Origin of the sequence: Paenibacillus rhizophilus (assembly GCF_003854965.1) — a bacterium.
Lineage (GTDB): Bacteria > Bacillota > Bacilli > Paenibacillales > Paenibacillaceae > Paenibacillus_AQ > Paenibacillus_AQ rhizophilus.
Genome location: NZ_RQPI01000004.1, coordinates 39,588 through 56,873, shown reverse-complemented (window position 1 = coordinate 56,873; position 17,286 = coordinate 39,588). Strand labels below are relative to the sequence as shown.

Genomic DNA, 17,286 nt, shown 5'->3' with positions numbered 1-17,286 from the left:
AGCAATATAATCCACCTTAAATGTCATCAAATTGAGTGTTGACCGCTCTCCGGCCTACCTATAATGAAGGTGTAAGGCAATGATACTACGTAAAAAGGAGATCCGCCATGAGAAAAGCGCTCGGCATTCAAGAGGGCTGGGAACAGTCCGTAAATAGGAGAACCGCTGTGAAAAGAGCTTTCGGTGCACGTAAAGGCTGGAGCCAGCAAATCGTATTTTTGGGACCCTGCCTGCTGTTCTTTCTGACCATTGTGATAACCCCCTTCATTCTCGGCTTTTATTACTCTTCCACCGACTGGAACGGGCTTGATTTGGATAAAGCGGTGTGGACAGGCTCGGCCAACTGGAGCCGCATTCTGCATGACGATAATTTCTGGAAATCGTTATTTTTCACACTCCGGTTTACCGTCATTTCCGTAGTGATCGCCAATATTTTGGCGCTGGTGCTGGCCTTCCTGCTGATGGCTTCGCTCAAGACCAAAAATGTGCTCCGGACCGTCTTCTTCATGCCCAATGTCATCGGCGGCATTCTGCTCGGCTACATTTGGCAGTTCATCTTTACTAAAGGCTTCGCCACAATCGGCGACCTGACGAACATTGCCTTCTTCAAGCTTCCGTGGCTTGGAACGCCGAACACCGGCTTCTGGGGACTCGTCATCGTATTCGTCTGGCAGACCGCGGGATATATGATGATCATTTATATCGCGTCGCTCGCCGGCATCCCGAAGGATTTGATCGAAGCCGCCAAAATTGACGGTGCGCGTCCCTATCAGCTTTTTACAAGCGTTTACGTGCCGCTGATCATGCCGGCTATCACAATCTGCCTGTTCCTGACGATCTCCAACGCGTTCAAAATGTTCGACCTCAACCTGTCGCTGACCAAAGGCGGACCGGGAACCTCGACACAGTCGCTGGCGTATAACATCTACTCGGAAGCCTTGATCAATAACCGCTACGGCCTGGGCACTGCCAAGGCGCTGCTGTTCTTCGCCGCCGTATCGCTGATTACGATCACCCAGGTACTGATTACGAAGCGCAAGGAGGTATCCGCATAATGAAAGTCAGCCAGTACAAGACCAAAACCTTTGTTCTCGAAGTTCTTGCCATCCTGCTTGCTTTCCTGTTTCTGGCGCCCTTCTACCTGGTGCTGACGAACTCGGTAAAAACGTTAAAGGAAATTCTGCTGGACGCCGCCTCGTTTCCCCAGCTTTTTCACTGGAGCAACTATACGAGCGTTTGGAAAATGATCGATTTCCCGCAGGCCTTCTGGAATTCTCTGCAAATTTCGCTGCTTAGCGTCTTACTCATCGTTCTGTTCAGCTCGATGGCCGCCTACCAGATAGTTAGAAAACCTACGAAATTCAACTCGTTTGTCTTCCTGCTGCTGGTTTCGGCCATGATCATTCCTTTTCAATCGCTGATGCTTCAACTTGTAAGGGTTACCAGTATGCTTGAGCTCCGCGGAGAACTGTACGGGATTGTCGCCTGCTATCTCGGTTTCGGCATGCCGCTGTCGGTCTTCCTGTTCCACGGCTTTATCAAGACTGTGCCGCTCGAACTGGAAGAAGCGGCCCGGGTGGACGGCTCCAATCCGTACGGCGTCTTTTTCCGGATCGTCTTTCCGCTGCTGATGCCTATTATGGTCACGGTTGTTATCCTGAACACGCTGTGGATCTGGAACGACTACCTCCTGCCCGTTCTGATTATCGGGGGCAACAAGGATTTGACGACGCTGCCGCTTGCCGTCACGAAATTTTTCGGGCAGTATACTAAGAAGTGGGATCTTGCCCTGGCAGGTCTGGTGATGGCCATCACCCCGATTCTGCTGTTCTTCCTCATTCTGCAAAGGTATATCGTAGAAGGAGTAACCGCAGGTTCCGTTAAAGGCTGACATGCCGACAACAATATCCACCTTTTCGGACAAAATATTAAGTGTTGGTTACGGTTACATTGATTTACGATCATAATGTAAACACTTACAAAACACAGGGAGGCACTAAAATGAAGAGACGATTCGCATTTCTGATCGCAATCGTTTGCATCCTGATTGTTGCAGGCTGCGGCAATGGCGGAAATAACAATTCCTCCGCTCAGAGCACCAACAGCGGCACCTCAGAGACCGCGGCTCCGGCTGCATCGGAAGCGCCCAAAAAAGACGTAACGATCAAAGTGTTCCAGTTCAAGGTTGAAATTGCGGAACAGATCAATGCGCTGGCCGAAGAGTATGAGAAGGAAACCGGCGTCAAAGTCGAGGTTGAAACTCACGGCGGCGGCGAAGACTACGGCGCGCTGCTGAAAGCGGAAATCGCATCCGGCTCTGAACCAGAAATCTTCAACAACGGCGGTTTCGCCGCTCTCGTCCCATACATGGACCGTGCAACCGACCTGTCGGATCAACCTTGGGTCAGCAGCCTGATCCCTACCTCCAAAATCCCGACAACGGTGGACGGCAAGCTGTACGGCCTGCCGATGAACGTTGAAGGCTACGGTCTGATTTACAACAAGGACCTGTTCGCCAAAGCCGGCATTACCGAAGAACCGAAGACGCTGCCGCAGCTGAAAGATGCCGCAGCCAAGCTGAAAGCCGCAGGCATCACGCCTTTCGAAGCAACCAATGAATGGTGGTCGTTGGGTATTCACATGGTGAATGTGGCCATGGCCAACCAAGCCGATCCTGCGCAATATATCGAGGACCTGAAAGCAGGCAAACAAACGATCAAGGGCAATGATATTTTCAAACAATGGCTGGATTTCGTTGACGTTGTCTTCAATAACTCACAAGACAATAAAGTAACGACAGACTATGCAACTCAAGTCGCCGATTTTGCTTCCGGCAAGGCGGCCATGATGATGCAGGGCAACTGGACGCAGGGCGACATCGATAAGATCGACCCGAGCCTGAAGCTTGGACTGCTGCCGATCCCGATAAGCGACAAAGAAGGACATATCTTCGTAGGCGTACCGAACAACTGGATCGTAAACAGTAAATCGGCTCATCCGGAAGAAGCCAAAGCATTCCTCAATTGGATGGTCAGCTCGGAAACCGGCAAGAAATATTTGACGAAAGATTTTAAATTCATTCCGGCTCTGTCCAACATCTCGACCACTGCCGAAGATATCGGTCAAGTCGCTGTAGCCGTACAAGAGCAATCGGCAACGGCACTGAGCTGGAACTGGGACAGATTCCCGGATGGCGTGACTCAAGGCTTCGGCGCAGCCATGCAGGAATACCTGGGCGGTCAAGTCAACCGCGACCAACTGCTTGAGAAGCTGGATAAAGCCATTCAGGATATCGTTAAGCAGTAAAATAGCAATAAAATAGCCCCATAACATGGCGAGCCTCCTTGCTGCAGCCGTTCAGGTCACTTACCTGGACAGCCGGCTAAGGAGGCTCGTTTTATGATATGTTGGCTTATTTTGTTTTGCTGCGGCTACTTCTGCCGTATACGCCATACAGCGTAATGGCTGACATTATCATCAGGATCACGGAATACACCAGGGTCAATGCCTGAGTGTCGGCCAGCGCCTGCGCGTCGGTGCTGTTTTTAATCACAATACCTAGCGGTTGATATAACGGATGGTACAGAAATACCGTAAGATCATAATCCGCCAGTATGTTATTGAAATTAAGCGCCAATACCGCCAGGGCAGACGGAAGAATAATCGGCAGCAGCACTCTTCTGAACGAATAGAAGGAACGCGCCCCTAAGTTTTTAGCGGCATCCTCCAAATTACCGTCAATACTGAAAAATGAGGCTTTCACCATTCGGAGCGTAAACGGAATATGGACGATCACATAAGCGATAAGCAGCAGCCACAAGGTGCCCAGCAGCACGGTATTGCCCAAAATTGGCTTGGGTGTGTCAAAGGTGACAATCAGCCCGATGGCGATCAGCGTGGAGGGCAGCATCCAGGGAATCAGTAGGGCGTATTCCAGCGTCCGGCTCCAGATATTATTGAATTTATGCAGTATCCGGGAAGCCATCAAGGTTAGCACCACCACGGCCAATGAAGCAACCGCCGCATAACAAATGCTGACCAAATACGGTTTGAACGCGGACATATTGGAAAAAACGGTGATATAGTTGTCCAGTGTAAATTCGCCGGGAGACAGCATGGCTGTGGAAATACTCCGGGCATCGGTAAAAGAAAACAAAATAATAAGCACAACGGGAATGATATAAATGACAAACAAGAGATACGCGGCGGTATGAACCAGCACATTCCCTATTCTATTGTTGATTTTTTGCTTAACCAGCGCTGATTTCACCTTGGATACCGACATGAAGTTCCCGTTTTTTTCAAACCGGATCATCAAGGTCAGAAGCAGCAGCGTGGCCACTCCCAAGACAAGGGCCAGAAGAGCCGCCAGATCCTTTGAAGTTACACTTCTTGCAAAGGTAAGAATCATGGGCGTAATCGTCTGAAATTCGGAACCGCCCAAAATCAGCGGCGCCGATGTCGCACCAAGCCCGGTGAGAAAAAGCAGAACCGTCAGTGCAAAAATCGTCGGCTTCAGCACCGGCAGTACGACGCGCCTCAAGATATAAAAGGTGGAGGCCCCCATATTTTTCGCCGCTTCTACCGTTTGGAAATCCAGCTTGCGGATCGCGTTGGTCAGGAAGATCACATGGTTGGAGGTGCAGGCGAAGGTCATGACAAACAGCACAGCCCCATATCCGTGAAACCAGTTGACATTGAAAGCAGGAAACAGATGAGACAGAACCCTGGTGATGAAGCCGGAGTCCCCGTATATGAACTTATAGCCCGATACCAGGACAACCCCGCTGTACACCAGTGTGGTAAAATAACCGAGCCTCAGTATTTTGGCGCCTTTAATCTCAAAATACTCCGTAACCAGAACGAGAAAGATGCCGACCAGATTAACCGTGACAACCAGCGATAAGGCAAGAATGAAGCTGTTGTACAGACTTTTCATCGCCCGTTCGGAGGAGATTAATTTGTGAACCGCATCCAGCGAGAATGAACCGCCGCCCCAAAAAATCTCGTAATAAACATTAAGGTTGGGATAAATCAGAAAAGCGACGATAAACCATCCAAGAAAAGCATACATGAGCCAGGCAGCGACGGGGATCGACGACAAGGCGGATCTGATTTTAGTCATACTGCAAAATATCCTGGACATTGAGATATACCTCAACTTCGTCTCCAGCCGATCGGCTGTTCAGGCTATTCACGATTTCCACGCTTTTCAGCATGCCGTATCCGCCAGTATCTATCGTATACTTGGTGTAAATACCGTAAAATTCCTGCTCCACAATTCTGCCTTTGAGTACAACCGCAGTTTCCTCGCTCGAAAAAGGATGAAGGCTGACTTTTTCATGGCGGATATACACGTTCTTCCCCGGATCTGCCCAAGGCTTCAACGGACCGCCGGCAAGAGCGGGGTCCAACCGATTGCTGCTCCCGATGAAGTTGCATACGAACTCGGTCGCGGAATGGTTATAAATCTCCTGTGGCGTCCCTACCTGCTCGGCAACCCCTTTATGAAACACAGCGATCCGGTCTGAAAGAGTCAAGGCCTCTTCCTGGTCATGCGTAACGTAAATCGTGGTGATGCCAAACTTTTTTTGCAGACTCTTCAGCTCGTTGCGCAGCTGCACCCGAAGCTTGGCGTCAAGATTGGATAAAGGCTCGTCCAGAGCCAAGATGCTCGGCTTCAGCACAAGCGCTCTGGCAATGGCCACCCGCTGCTGCTGTCCGCCGGACAATTCGGATACTTTCTTAAAGAGCTGTTCTTCGCTTAAGTCGACCTTTCGCGCGATATCGCGAACTTCTTCATCCAGGCGGGCGGAAGGAATCTTCTGCACCCGCAGTCCAAAAGCGATATTCTCATAGACATTCAAAGTGGGAAACAGCGCATAGCTCTGAAACACCATGCTGATCCCTCTCTTTTCGATTGGAACATTGGTGATGTCCCGGTCGTTCAGCAAAATTTGCCCGCCCGACGGATTGATAAAGCCGACGAGACTGCGAAGAATGGTAGTCTTTCCGCAGCCTGACGGCCCCAGAAAGGTAAAAAACTCGCCCTCCCTGATCTGCAAGTTCAGGCCCGGGATAACCGATAGCTCTCCGAACTGAATATGAATATCTTTAAATGTAATCATATGCTTATTTCAATACTTCCAGCTCGATCTTTTCGGCCCAATTGTCAATATTCTGGGCGATAAAGGCCCAATCCATCGTCTGCGTTTTAATGGAGGCGTACAGTTTTTTCACATCTTCATTGGCCTGTTCTGCAGCTTTGGCATTGGCCGGCATCGAGTTAAACTCTTTCGCAAATTCACCCTGCGTCTTGGCGCTTCCCAGCCAGTTGATGAAACGTTCCGCTGTTTCCCGCTTCTTCGTCCCTTTTACGATTGCCGTTTGTTCGACAATGACCGGAACGCCGATCTCCGGTGATACTATGCCGGATTTAACGCCGTACTGCTTCTCTTTGGATGCCAATACGCCCGATACCATCGCGCCGATCGGCGTTTGGCCGCCGGCCAGCTTGGAGTAGAAGTCCTCTCCTTCCACTGCGGGAACGCCGTTATCATAGAACTTCTTGATTTGTTCCCAGCCTTCTTTCGAAATGCCGTATTCTCCGCTTGGGTCCTGATAACGCGTCAGAATGCCCGCTGCGACGATCCGCGGCGTACCTTGTCCCAGCAAGGTCGGCGCTTCGTACATGCCCTTGTACTCTGCTTTGTTCCACAGATCGGACCAATCCTTGGGCGCGGTTTCCGGCGTGTATTTTTCCGGATTATAAGCCAGCAAAATGGCCTGCTTCACCAAACTGTGATAGTAACCGTCAGGATCATTCAAACCCTCTTCAACCTCATCGGCCCACTCCGGAGTGAAGGGTTCAAGCACATCGTTCTGGGTCAGAATTTCATACAGCATAGAGTTCAAACCATACACCACATCGGCGATAGGATTGTTCTTCTCCGCAATCAGACGGTTGGTAAGATCGGCGCCGCCCGCACCGACAATCTCAATATCGAATCCGGCTGCCTTCGCCTTGTCGATCAGCCATTCGCCTCTGCCATCCGAATTGGAATTGGTATAAACAATCAATTTCTCATTAACAGGAGCCTGACTGCTCTGCGGCTCCGTTTGTCCATTGGATGCTGCCGGTGAGGCAGCCCCTTGATTGGTGGAAGAATTTCCGTTCGCGCAGGCGGCCAGCAACAAACACAGCGTAAAAATCATCATCAAGCTTATCGTTTTTTTCATAATCTTTAAAATTCCCCTTTGTACGTATTAGTCTTCGGTTCTATTTCCGGATTTCCACCTCAGCGGTTACAGGAAAATGATCGGAGGGATACTGTCCGTCAAAGCTGTCGGTCACCGTTCGCACCGAGACAACCTTGACTTGTTCACTGACCAGGATATAGTCGATCTCCTTCATTTCCGACCAAGGCATGTGGTAATCAAAATTTGAAAAAGTGCCTTCAGGACCGTACGGAATCTCTTCTGAAACCCACTTGGCATCCCGCAAAAATCCGTTTAATTTACGGTAGCAGCGTTCTTCCCGGCCTGCGTTAAAGTCGCCAGTCATGATCACCGGAGCATCCGGAACATACGAGCCGATCCAGTCGGTAATCAATCCCGCTCCTTGGAACCGGGCTTCTTCGCTGACATGGTCCAGGTGCGTATTCAGGAAGACGAGAGTCTGTCCGCTTCTCTTGTCCCGCAATCTTGCCCAGGTGCATATCCGGGGGCAGTCCGCCTCCCAGGATATGGAGGGTTCTCCCGGAGACAAGGAAAGCCAAAACGTTCCTCCGGCTTCCTTCTCGAAAATATCCTTGCGATAGAATATAGGACAATGTTCGCCGTTCGGCCCTCCATCGCGGCCTTCGCCCTCATAGCGATAGCCGGAGAGCTCGGCCAATTCGGTCAGCTGATTTCCGCAAACCTCTTGAAGACCGATGATGTCCCAAGAATAGTAATGGAGCATTCCAAGAAGGTTGCTCTTGCGAAATTCCCAGCGGTTTCCCTGATCCTCAGGGTTGTCAAAGCGAATATTAAATGAGGCCACACGGTAACGGGCCGGGGGTTGAGCAGGAATCTGCTCTGTCATCTCTTTCTCTGAAAGTCGTACGTGCTGCAAACCCAGTTTCTCCTCCTTCATTGCCAAATTGCGTATTAAACTTATTTTGGGGGTAGAGTATCAAATGTAATGTCGAATTTTGTTTGTGCAAGATTAATTAATTTTTATGTACTTCCTTCGCCCGTAAAGACGATGCGCTTCCAGACGCAAAAAAGCCGCCCGTCAAGCATCGCTTGGCGGGCGGCCTCTTTGTGTTATTTTGTTGGGGCAAGGGGTTAAGCTTGGGAATCAGCCCACTTTCCTTCGATAATGCTTTCACTTAAGCTGCGGCGGCCATTGGGTTTCTCAACCTCGCGATAATTCTCATGAACGCTGTCGGGATCTCCTTTGTAGCCGAGCGTAATAAGCAGGTGAACGTCGTAGTCGTCCGGGACGTTCAGCGCGGTGCGGGCTTTCTCCTGATCAAAGCTGGCGATGGCTCGTGTGGACAAGCCCAGCAGGGAAGCCTGAAGCGCAAGCGCCTGCCAAGCCGCAGCGGAATCGAACGCATGGAACCGGTTGGGCTGGCCATCATCCCATAATTTGTAGGAAGCAAGCGCAATAATAACAGGAGCCTGGTCCGCCCACAGCCGATTGTTGGGGAAGATCAATTCCCGGAAGGTCTGCAGCTGCTCCTCCGTCTTGGCCAGGACAAAACGCCAGGGCTGTCCGTTTCTGGCGGACGGCGCCCAGCGGGCAGCTTCCAGTACGGTGAGCAGATCCTCTTCGCGCACGACACGGTCAGAGTATGAGCGCGGCGACCAACGGTTTACAAACAAGGGGTTAATCGGATGATCGGCTTGACGATTGGCTTCTACTTCTTCAGAAAGTTCCTGGGTCGGATCGAACGTTTGTTGACTCATTTTGGCATCCACCTCTCAATTTTGATTAACAGAAAGAGGCATTCTCCAAGGAAAATGCCTCCATCTGCATGGTCGGTCGTTCTTTAGCCCATACTATAAACCTATAATCCCTACAAGTCAACTATGAATTTGGCCATATTATATACGGTTAAGCAGAATAATGCTTACCTTTCACAAATCTTTAACTTTTGGTGGGTCATAACAATGCCGTCTCGATTTTCGGCAGTTCCGGCGGGAGTTTTTTGAGAATCGTTCTATACCTTCCGTAGGAAATCGTACAGTACTTGGTATCCCTTTTCAGCGGGTAATCGAAGTAAGCAACCTTCAAGGAGGTGTTGAGGCATCTGATTTTATCCATATTGGTCAATACGCCGCGATCCAAGCGCAAAAAATTCAGGTCTGTCTGTTCAAACGCGCTCTCCCAAAACTTTAGAGATCCCACGACGTAATACTGTTTGTTTTTGGTGTGGACATCTATAAAATCGTTGGCATTCGATTGCAGGAACAAAATCTCATCGACTGGTAATTGCTGCATGCCTGCCCCTTGTTCGTCCTCGGTTACTGTCAGGTTAAGCATCCAATCCCTCACCTTTTTTATGTATTCTTCTGAATTATAGAACTATCCCTTGCTTCAGCATTGGCTTAATCTCCGAGGGATGTCCCAGGCTAATCTGGCTCGGAAATCTCGTTGAAGCCGTGGATGTGATATCGATGTGATTAGTTTAACATTATTACTTTTAAATAATTTGTCGAAAAAAATCGGAAAATTATTGATTTTACTAGTATAGATTTTCCTTGACTTTTTATCCACAATATGACAATAACCCTCTCTCGCGAGGAGTAGAGGGTCATTGTTTAAAAATGGAATTAAGATACTTCACTTTATTGCGGGCGATGCCTGTCTTATGTTCGGAATCTTTAAATATGAGGGTGTCTCCATAAATCTTTTCTTCGATACGCTCGACCCAGTCAATGTTGACCAAGCTTCCATTATACGCGGGGAAAAAGTGGGGAAAGGCTTCTTTGCAGCTCTGAAAGGTCAATCCGGCCGTAAAGCAGCCCTCTTCCGTGTAGAACCGGGGAACATGATAATTTCGTTTAGGCTCCCAAGTGTCGACATAGAATATCTCGCTTGCCTTGATGAATTGCCCTTGATCCAGCCTTCCGGAGCCTTTGATCCGGTTTACCAGAATATCTCTGTCATCCTTCTCCGCCTCTTTCGCCTTGGAAACGAGGTCATCCCACATCCCCATGCTTTTAAGATTCACTCCGGTATGGATGGATGAGTTCTGAAAATAGAGCCTTCCTCCGTAACTTCCGGTCTCCAGGCGCTCCCCTTTTTTCAAATTCACAAGATTCCAGGTGTCCAAAGAGACGAAAGCCGAAAAAGCGCAGCCGCATTCCTCCAGAGTGGTCAATACAGTAAAATTGCCGCTTCTGGTGTAGAAAATAGGAACACTGTAATTTTTTTTCGGCTTCCACATTTCGATGCTCATAATCTCGTTCTCTCGAAACTCCTTTTTCAAAGTCCCGTTTGCCGAATCAGAGACTTGAACGCCGACGATGTTACGCGATTCTTTCTTCATTGAAACTATTCGCCTTTTTTTAATTCTTGGGGGAGCGGCAATGAACCAACAATCGACTTACGGCTTCGAGCGGATTTTTCGGCAGACTTTGTAATTTTTTCAGCCAGATAACGAGCTAACGCTTTTTTCATAGGTTAACACCTCCTTTCCTGGGGTATGTCGGCAGCAGCAGCAGAGATTGAATCATAAATGAAACCGCCACAATCGCCGATTGGAAATACAGATTTGAGGCGATAATTAAGACAGAAATCCCCTTGGACCAGGAATCAAATTCCACATTGTACAATTCTTCATAGTTGTTGGGAGCAAAAGCAAGCGCAATCAGCAGCGACAGTGCCGTTAGCAGAATCGTCCCCTCTTGGCCCAAGCTGATCAGCGGAACCAAAGAGGCCGTAAGCCCCGTAACCAAGGAGCAGAGCGTAATCGGCAAATGGTAGCCTCCGGAAAATTTTCGCAGGACCATAAAAGAAGCCAGAGCCAACAGCGAGTGAAGCACGCTGCTAAATAATAAGCCAAACAGAACCGTAAGAAGTATTCCCGAATACAGGTTAAGCTTGATTCCGATGCCATAGCCTAATACTTCCAGAGAGCCTGGTCCCTCAGGGTCATACTTCTTTATCTTTTTTGCGATACGCCTCGACAGCTCTTCTAATATCATCCCGATCACTCCAACCTGAAAAATAAAATGATAATCCAAAAGCTACAGCCGCGGCTATAAACAGACCCAATGGATTTGCTCTGTACAAAAACAATATCGTTATGCAGACTGTTGCTAGCGAAGCCAGACTACCAAATACAAGCAGCAAATTTCGGTTCGTTAAGTAGTTCTCTTTCACCAGGAAGTCATGCGGAGGCACAATGATAAAGGAGAAGCCCAATTGAAATCTTGTTAATGCCCAAGATAATACATAAGCGACCAGTATTGATGATATTTGAAACAAGTAGAGTAGAGATCCGCTGTTCTCTTTTAAGATGTCAACATTCATCTGATTGGTCCAAGCATAAAAGTAATACACGCCCATTTGAATTAGGGCATATGCGCAAATTCCCGCTCCGGCTATAAAAGATGCCAAATGCAATTTAATTTTTAAACCCAATCTCAAAAATAGAATAATAAGCAGATATTGCAAGGGCAAGTCCCATTCCGGCACTCCAATAATAATTCGCATTAAGTACGAGAAAACAGCTATAAATGAAGCAAACAGGAGAACTCTAACAAAATATTCCCGCACCGGGAGCATATAAAGTTTGAGTATTACTGTTAACATTGCGGTCGCATCGAATATGCCTAAAAATATAAAAATCAGATCATGCAATCTCCCAACACCGCCTTCAATCAATTAGGCCGAAAGGCACAAATCCATAACTAAACCGCAAACATATTTTATCATTGCAACAGCAGATATTTTGTCGAATTATGGATGTAAATATATTTTTATTCCTCCAAAATCAAATTTCGACAAAAAAAGAGGCTTCCCAAAGGTTCAGTGAACTTTTGGAAAGCCTCTAATAATCAAAATCTTTTTGGGCAATAGATCCTTCTGATTTTAAGTGAACACATATTCGCCTTCACCAATCCGAATGGTTTCCCCTTTTAGCTTTACAGAATCCGTTTCAAAAATCACCTGTTTGAATTGGTTCTCGTCCCCTGTTACGAAATCAAAAAACTTGTCGCCAATCTTAAGGGTGACGGAATGGCCTTCTGACTCCGAGGCAGTCAGTCCAAATAACTTTCCCCAATGCTCAGCGGCAGCTGCCGGATCGGAGACATGGAATACCGCTCTCTTGATTTCGGCATCACCGGCAGGATGAGACTGAATGATGCCGGAGGTCGTTAACCGCTCCAATCTTTCCGCATCTGTCCCTTTCCATTGGATAATAAACGGATAGACCAGTCCCCCAAAATCGCCGTCAATGGTCATCATCCGCCACTCAATTAATCTGCCCTTGTTATCCAGACGCTTGCCATCCATGATAGGAGAGAGGCTTAAGCCTGCCGCTTCCAAAGATGCGGCCATTTCTTCAATATCATCGGTCCGAATAACGACTCTGCTCAAAGCCTCGTGCTCCGGCAATAGGTCGACAGCATCTTTTACCACACGGTTATGTTCCGTCGCCTTCGCCAATTCAAGATTCTCAATGCCCAGAAACTCGATATAGGTTAAACCAAAATAACTTAAGCTATTAAAGGTTCCCCATTCCGTATGCGAGCCTCCCTTGAAGGCAATTAAACCATGTTCCCGAAAAATTTCAACCGGTTGGTCTAAATCATTGACATAATGAACAAGATGATCCCAATTTTTGCTTGCCATTGTCTATCTCGCCCCCAACTCCGTTGTTCGCTTTACGGCTGCCAAGACACTTCTTTGCAGGCCGGCCGCGAAATCACTGTTGTTCAGTTCGTATAGGCCATGAATGCCTACACCGCCGGGCGAGTTATTAATGTCAAGCAGTTGTCTTGGATGCAGACCGGTCTGCTTCAGCATGGCGGCAGCTCCAATGACATTTTCCAGCGCAACGTTCCACGCTTGTTCCCGCGGCAATCCGGCGAGCACACCGGCATCCGCAAGTGATTCAATAAAATAATAAATGTAATTCGGTCCAGCCACACCGTATCCGGTAAAGATATCAATGAGTGCTTCGTCCAAATATTGGACTTTACCGAATCCGAGTAAGAAGCCGTCTACCTGATCTGGATTGGCGTAGGCATTTAAGGCAACCCCGCTATAGCCGTAGCCCGTATCGGTCAACGTATTAGGAATGACCCGGATAATGGGGCGTTCGGCTCCAAAAAAGCCGGCCAGCTTCTCTATCGTTACACCTGCCACAATCGAAACGATTGCGGCGGTTGGTGCAGCGAATTGATGTACAGCTTGTCCTAATGCAGCCAAATTGTCCTGCGGCCGGACCGCAACCACAATCAAGTCTGCTTCAGCCAGAACTTTCTCCTGAGGGCTGTCCGTGTTCACTCCGTAAGTCTTACCTAAAAACTGAAGACGTGCCTCATTGATATCCGTTACGCTGATCTGATCCGCAGATACGGTTTGATTGGATATAACAGCTCGAATGATGGCCTCGGCCATTTGTCCGCCGCCAATAAAGTGAATCTGTTTGTTGATCAACCCATCCACTTCCTTACTTAATTGTTTTTCCAGGCTTCAGGCAGAATGAACCCGTCGTATTTTTCTATTCCGGTGATATATTCTTCAAACTCCGGCGACTCATAGGCGGCTTTCAAGTCCTTGGCCCATTGGGTGTTTTCATCCTTCTTATTGATGGATACGATGATTCTGTGCTGCATTGGTGTGTTTTCTATCTTCAATGCGTCTGTAATTTTTTTGCCGGAGTTTGCAATGTAGTTTCCGTTAACAACACCATAATCAACGTCTTCCAGCGATACCAGGATTTGCGCCGGGTCCAGAATTTTAATATCAATATTATACTTGTCCGGCTCCATGCTGTTAATGTTAAAGTCCTCCACACCTGCCCCTTCTTTAATCTTGACCCAACCAAGCTCCTCCAGAATGCGAAGAGCACGTTCCTGGTTAACCGGATCATTAGGGACAGCCACGGTAGTGCCGTCTTTTACATCATCGAGTGTGGTGTGCTTTACGGAGTACAGACCTTGCGGCGCACCCGGCACATAGGCGATTCCAACCATATCCGCACCAATTTCCTTGTTAATCGCTTCCATATACGCCGTACTTTGGAATATGCTTGCGTCAATGGAGCCTTCCTTCATGGCTGGGTTTACCTGCATGTTTTGAGAGAAGGTTTTAATATCAACCTTGTAGCCCTTTTTCTCCAGAATCGGCAGAATCGATTGGCGGAATTGCTCTTCATACGTCCCAACACCAAATCCAACGGTAATCTCTTTCTTTTCTTCTTGCGCTGCACCTGAACCTGAACCTGAGCTATTTGCCGCGTTTTGGCCACAAGCCGTCAACAACATTACAACCCCAACTAAAACAATAAGCAATAATTTTTTCATTTATTTTGTCTCCTTTTCAAAAACAGATTTTTTTAGCTGTTTCAGAGCCTCATCGGTTACGTTAAGCGGGATTGCGCAATTTGGAGCGAGAATAAAAGGTTTATCTTTCATTAAGTTTAAAGCTTCCTCAGCCTGCTTCCCAATTTGAGGAATGTCATTTGCCGCAAATAAAGCATGATCGACACCGCCTACCTTGGTTGCTGTTAAAGCCGCGTCCAGCCCCGGATTCCCCTCAGCCTTTGTATCCCAGCTGATCCCGTCTATCCGGTAGTCGTTAAATCTTTCGGGCTGGGAGTATGATCCACAAGTATGAAGGATATTTTTCCCGTAATTCGCAGCCTCCAATACAATAGAATCATAAGGTCTGGAAAATTCATTAAACATCGCTTCATCAAATAAGCCAGGATGTGCTGTACCCGTCACCGCATAAAACAGTCCGTCCGATCCCGCTTGCTGCAGTTCTTTTACATAATCAGCCAAGGTTAATGAAATGACATGCAACGCATGATGCGCCGCCGCTCTGTGCTCGGTGAACAACGATTCCAGGGTGACCGGATTTTCAATGCCAAACACTGTTTTTGTCACATAAGCAGACCGACCCACAATAAAGAGCAGTACGGTGAGTGGTGAAAAAACGGTTTGAATTAAAGGGGTATCAGGCAGCCCTTGACGAATTTTGCGCACTGCTTCTAATTGCTCCAATAACGGCGTCGAGTCCGCGGCTTTCTTCACCTCAAGATCCCAAAGATTAGCACCCGCTGGAACAGCGGTCGTTTCCTGTCTGGGAAATACGGTTTGATAGTCATGAAAATCATACTTATTTCCCCAAGCTTCCGCCAGGTAGGTTGCTCTAGGATTAATTTTGACCCAATCCCAATCATATTTCTTGGTAAAAGTAATCGTCGTTTCTGCCAAATCTTCTGCATTTTGTTCTTTGTCGATGAAATGACGCCATCCGCTTACAATCGGACGATCCGCCCGTTCACCGGATAATAATGCTTTAAATCGGTCCTGTTTGCTCCATTCACTCACTTGTCGTCTTCCTCCCCTTTGAAGTTAATCCTTAATAACGGCGAATCTTTCTTGCCAAAATGTTGCCAAATGATTGAATGCCTTGAACGAAAATAATAAGGACAACTACAGTGGCAATTACTACAACAGTGTCAAATCGTTGGTATCCATATACGATAGCCAAGTCTCCGACTCCGCCTCCGCCAACCGTTCCAGCCATCGCGGTGGCACCAATTAAACCAATGGTCGCAGTCGTTAAGGATAGAATTAACGATCCGACGGCCTCGGGTAATAAAAAGTACCAGATGACTTGAAACGGAGTAGCCCCCATCGCCTCTGCCGCTTCAAGAATTCCCGGATTTACTTCAAGCAGGGAATTCTCTACCAAGCGCCCGATATAAGGTGCGATATAAATAATAAGCGGCACAATCGCTGCGCTTGTCCCAATTGAAGTCTGAACAATCAACCGGGTAAACGGAATAATGGCGACGAGCAATATGATAAATGGCAAGGAGCGGACAATGTTGATCACGGGATTTATAATGGCGTACAGCATTTTGCTCTCCAAAACACCGCCTGGACGGGTAACCACAAGTAAAATCCCGATAGGTATTCCAATTAACGACCCCACGAACAAGGACATCCCCACCATATAAAGGGTATCCATGATGGCCTGCATAAATTGATCAGTTGTAACTGTAGTTGACATCATGCTTTTCCACCTCCTCCACACCGACTCCACTATTTTTCAAGAAAGACAGAGCCTTGTTAACCTCGGCTGTATCCCCTTTTAACTGAATAATCACTTTTCCCAATGTCGTTTCTTCAATCTCGGTCATATTGGCAAATAGAATATTGACCTGCACATCATAAGAACGAATCATTTTATACAGGATGGGCTCCGAAGCGCATTGCCCGACAAATTCCAGTTTGTAAATGCCGCTGCCCGGTTCTCTTTTTATCGATTTTTGCATGCTGTTTGTGATGCTGTTCTGAATAACGGTCTTCACAAAATTTTGCGTGGTCGGATGCTGCGGATGTCCGAATACCTCCAGAACGCTTCCTTGCTCGATAATCCGTCCTTCTTCCATGACCGCCACCTTGTTGCAGATTTCCTGGATGACTGACATTTCATGGGTGATAATCATAACTGTGATGTTGTATTCCGCATTGATTTTCTTGAGCAGCTGTAAAATGGAACGCGTCGTCTGCGGATCGAGCGCCGACGTCGCTTCGTCGCACAGCAGAATGGAGGGGTTGGAGGCAAGCGCTCTTGCAATCCCGACGCGCTGCTTCTGTCCGCCTGACAATTCACTCGGATAGCTGCCCGCTTTGTCGCCTAATCCAACAAACTCCAGCAGCTCCAGAACGCGCTTGCGAATTTCGTCTTTATTCTTTTTCAACAAAATGAGGGGAATGGCCACGTTATCAAATACTTTTTTCGATTCCAGCAGGTTAAAATGCTGAAAGATCATGCCGATATTCTTTTTGGCTGCACGCAGCTCTTTATCACTGTATTTGCCTAAATCATGCCCATCGACAAAAACCTGTCCTTTCGTAGGTTTTTCCAAATAATTGACTAAACGGATCAACGTACTCTTTCCGGCACCGCTATAGCCGATAACCCCAAATATATCGCCTTTTTCGACCTTTACATTTATCCCCTTCAAGGCATCGTTCGAGATCCCTTTACGGGTGTACGTTTTATAAACATCCTTTAATTCAATCATATACATTCCT

General features: G+C 47.7%; 19 protein-coding genes. 3 read left to right on the top strand and 16 right to left on the bottom strand.

Annotated features, from left to right (window positions below):
• Window positions 1-107: 107 nt before the first annotated feature.
• From EH198_RS09425 to EH198_RS09415, 3 genes are all read left to right on the top strand, one after another.
• Window positions 108-1,055 carry a carbohydrate ABC transporter permease gene (locus tag EH198_RS09425; RefSeq protein ID WP_124695298.1) on the top strand — a complete coding sequence of 316 codons (948 nt, stop codon included), beginning with the start codon at window positions 108-110 and terminating at the stop codon, window positions 1,053-1,055.
• Window positions 1,055-1,891 (top strand): carbohydrate ABC transporter permease, encoded by an 837-nt coding sequence (locus tag EH198_RS09420; protein ID WP_124695297.1) that lies wholly within the window; start codon window positions 1,055-1,057, stop codon window positions 1,889-1,891. The genes EH198_RS09425 and EH198_RS09420 overlap by 1 nt, the downstream gene beginning before the upstream one ends.
• Window positions 1,892-2,001: 110 nt before the next feature.
• On the top strand, window positions 2,002-3,306 hold the full coding sequence (locus EH198_RS09415; RefSeq protein ID WP_124695296.1) for an ABC transporter substrate-binding protein: 1,305 nt from the start codon (window positions 2,002-2,004) through the stop codon (window positions 3,304-3,306).
• A 106-nt stretch (window positions 3,307-3,412) separates the two neighbouring features.
• Here the strand turns inward: EH198_RS09415 and EH198_RS09410 are convergent, their stop codons facing one another.
• From EH198_RS09410 to EH198_RS09340, 16 genes are all read right to left on the bottom strand, one after another.
• A complete protein-coding gene (locus tag EH198_RS09410; RefSeq protein WP_379310626.1) occupies window positions 3,413-5,074 on the bottom strand; it encodes an ABC transporter permease in 1,662 nt (553 codons plus the stop codon).
• Between the two features lie 43 nt (window positions 5,075-5,117).
• A complete protein-coding gene (locus EH198_RS09405) occupies window positions 5,118-6,128 on the bottom strand; it encodes an ABC transporter ATP-binding protein (RefSeq protein ID WP_124695294.1) in 1,011 nt (336 codons plus the stop codon).
• A 4-nt stretch (window positions 6,129-6,132) separates the two neighbouring features.
• Window positions 6,133-7,242, bottom strand: coding sequence for an extracellular solute-binding protein (locus EH198_RS09400; RefSeq protein WP_124695293.1), 1,110 nt, complete (start codon window positions 7,240-7,242; stop codon window positions 6,133-6,135).
• 37 nt (window positions 7,243-7,279) lie between these two features.
• Entirely contained in the window at window positions 7,280-8,116 is an 837-nt protein-coding gene (locus EH198_RS09395) for an endonuclease/exonuclease/phosphatase family protein (protein WP_185702826.1), read from the bottom strand.
• A 215-nt stretch (window positions 8,117-8,331) separates the two neighbouring features.
• Window positions 8,332-8,958: a nitroreductase family protein gene (locus EH198_RS09390; RefSeq protein WP_124695291.1), complete on the bottom strand. Its 627-nt coding sequence runs from the start codon at window positions 8,956-8,958 to the stop codon at window positions 8,332-8,334.
• 196 nt (window positions 8,959-9,154) lie between these two features.
• On the bottom strand, window positions 9,155-9,535 hold the full coding sequence (locus tag EH198_RS09385) for a LytTR family transcriptional regulator DNA-binding domain-containing protein (protein WP_124695290.1): 381 nt from the start codon (window positions 9,533-9,535) through the stop codon (window positions 9,155-9,157).
• Between the two features lie 271 nt (window positions 9,536-9,806).
• On the bottom strand, window positions 9,807-10,544 hold the full coding sequence (locus EH198_RS09380) for a hypothetical protein (RefSeq protein ID WP_124695289.1): 738 nt from the start codon (window positions 10,542-10,544) through the stop codon (window positions 9,807-9,809).
• Between the two features lie 5 nt (window positions 10,545-10,549).
• Window positions 10,550-10,675 (bottom strand): hypothetical protein, encoded by a 126-nt coding sequence (locus tag EH198_RS25330; RefSeq protein ID WP_281278001.1) that lies wholly within the window; start codon window positions 10,673-10,675, stop codon window positions 10,550-10,552.
• On the bottom strand, window positions 10,672-11,202 hold the full coding sequence (locus tag EH198_RS09375; protein ID WP_124695288.1) for an accessory gene regulator B family protein: 531 nt from the start codon (window positions 11,200-11,202) through the stop codon (window positions 10,672-10,674). Before EH198_RS09375 ends, EH198_RS25330 begins: the two co-directional genes overlap by 4 nt.
• Window positions 11,150-11,884 carry a hypothetical protein gene (locus EH198_RS09370; RefSeq protein WP_148091493.1) on the bottom strand — a complete coding sequence of 245 codons (735 nt, stop codon included), beginning with the start codon at window positions 11,882-11,884 and terminating at the stop codon, window positions 11,150-11,152. The genes EH198_RS09375 and EH198_RS09370 overlap by 53 nt, the downstream gene beginning before the upstream one ends.
• Before the next feature lie 207 nt (window positions 11,885-12,091).
• Window positions 12,092-12,856, bottom strand: coding sequence for a VOC family protein (locus tag EH198_RS09365; RefSeq protein ID WP_124695286.1), 765 nt, complete (start codon window positions 12,854-12,856; stop codon window positions 12,092-12,094).
• Between the two features lie 3 nt (window positions 12,857-12,859).
• Complete coding sequence (gene proC / locus EH198_RS09360; protein WP_342772031.1) at window positions 12,860-13,666, bottom strand: pyrroline-5-carboxylate reductase; 807 nt, start codon at window positions 13,664-13,666, stop codon at window positions 12,860-12,862.
• Between the two features lie 17 nt (window positions 13,667-13,683).
• The gene (locus EH198_RS09355; RefSeq protein ID WP_124695285.1) at window positions 13,684-14,535 is read right to left on the bottom strand and encodes a MetQ/NlpA family ABC transporter substrate-binding protein; all 852 of its coding nucleotides are present in this window, start codon (window positions 14,533-14,535) and stop codon (window positions 13,684-13,686) included.
• Entirely contained in the window at window positions 14,536-15,567 is a 1,032-nt protein-coding gene (locus EH198_RS09350) for a uroporphyrinogen decarboxylase family protein (RefSeq protein WP_124695284.1), read from the bottom strand.
• Window positions 15,568-15,598: 31 nt separating this feature from the next.
• Entirely contained in the window at window positions 15,599-16,258 is a 660-nt protein-coding gene (locus EH198_RS09345; RefSeq protein ID WP_124695283.1) for a methionine ABC transporter permease, read from the bottom strand.
• Window positions 16,233-17,276, bottom strand: coding sequence for a methionine ABC transporter ATP-binding protein (locus EH198_RS09340; protein WP_124695282.1), 1,044 nt, complete (start codon window positions 17,274-17,276; stop codon window positions 16,233-16,235). Before EH198_RS09340 ends, EH198_RS09345 begins: the two co-directional genes overlap by 26 nt.
• Window positions 17,277-17,286: the final 10 nt, after the last annotated feature.

What these genes read in the sequence shown, in the direction of transcription:
- EH198_RS09425 (WP_124695298.1), top strand. Translation starts at nt 108, where the DNA reads ATGAGAAAAGCGCTCGGCATTCAAGAGGGCTGGGAACAGTCCGTAAAT.
- EH198_RS09420 (WP_124695297.1), top strand. Translation starts at nt 1,055, where the DNA reads ATGAAAGTCAGCCAGTACAAGACCAAAACCTTTGTTCTCGAAGTTCTT.
- EH198_RS09415 (WP_124695296.1), top strand. Translation starts at nt 2,002, where the DNA reads ATGAAGAGACGATTCGCATTTCTGATCGCAATCGTTTGCATCCTGATT.
- EH198_RS09410 (WP_379310626.1), bottom strand. Translation starts at nt 5,074, where the DNA reads ATGTATGCTTTTCTTGGATGGTTTATCGTCGCTTTTCTGATTTATCCC.
- EH198_RS09405 (WP_124695294.1), bottom strand. Translation starts at nt 6,128, where the DNA reads ATGATTACATTTAAAGATATTCATATTCAGTTCGGAGAGCTATCGGTT.
- EH198_RS09390 (WP_124695291.1), bottom strand. Translation starts at nt 8,958, where the DNA reads ATGAGTCAACAAACGTTCGATCCGACCCAGGAACTTTCTGAAGAAGTA.
- EH198_RS09385 (WP_124695290.1), bottom strand. Translation starts at nt 9,535, where the DNA reads ATGCTTAACCTGACAGTAACCGAGGACGAACAAGGGGCAGGCATGCAG.
- EH198_RS09380 (WP_124695289.1), bottom strand. Translation starts at nt 10,544, where the DNA reads ATGAAGAAAGAATCGCGTAACATCGTCGGCGTTCAAGTCTCTGATTCG.
- EH198_RS25330 (WP_281278001.1), bottom strand. Translation starts at nt 10,675, where the DNA reads ATGAAAAAAGCGTTAGCTCGTTATCTGGCTGAAAAAATTACAAAGTCT.
- EH198_RS09375 (WP_124695288.1), bottom strand. Translation starts at nt 11,202, where the DNA reads ATGATATTAGAAGAGCTGTCGAGGCGTATCGCAAAAAAGATAAAGAAG.
- EH198_RS09365 (WP_124695286.1), bottom strand. Translation starts at nt 12,856, where the DNA reads ATGGCAAGCAAAAATTGGGATCATCTTGTTCATTATGTCAATGATTTA.
- EH198_RS09355 (WP_124695285.1), bottom strand. Translation starts at nt 14,535, where the DNA reads ATGAAAAAATTATTGCTTATTGTTTTAGTTGGGGTTGTAATGTTGTTG.
- EH198_RS09345 (WP_124695283.1), bottom strand. Translation starts at nt 16,258, where the DNA reads ATGATGTCAACTACAGTTACAACTGATCAATTTATGCAGGCCATCATG.
- EH198_RS09340 (WP_124695282.1), bottom strand. Translation starts at nt 17,276, where the DNA reads ATGATTGAATTAAAGGATGTTTATAAAACGTACACCCGTAAAGGGATC.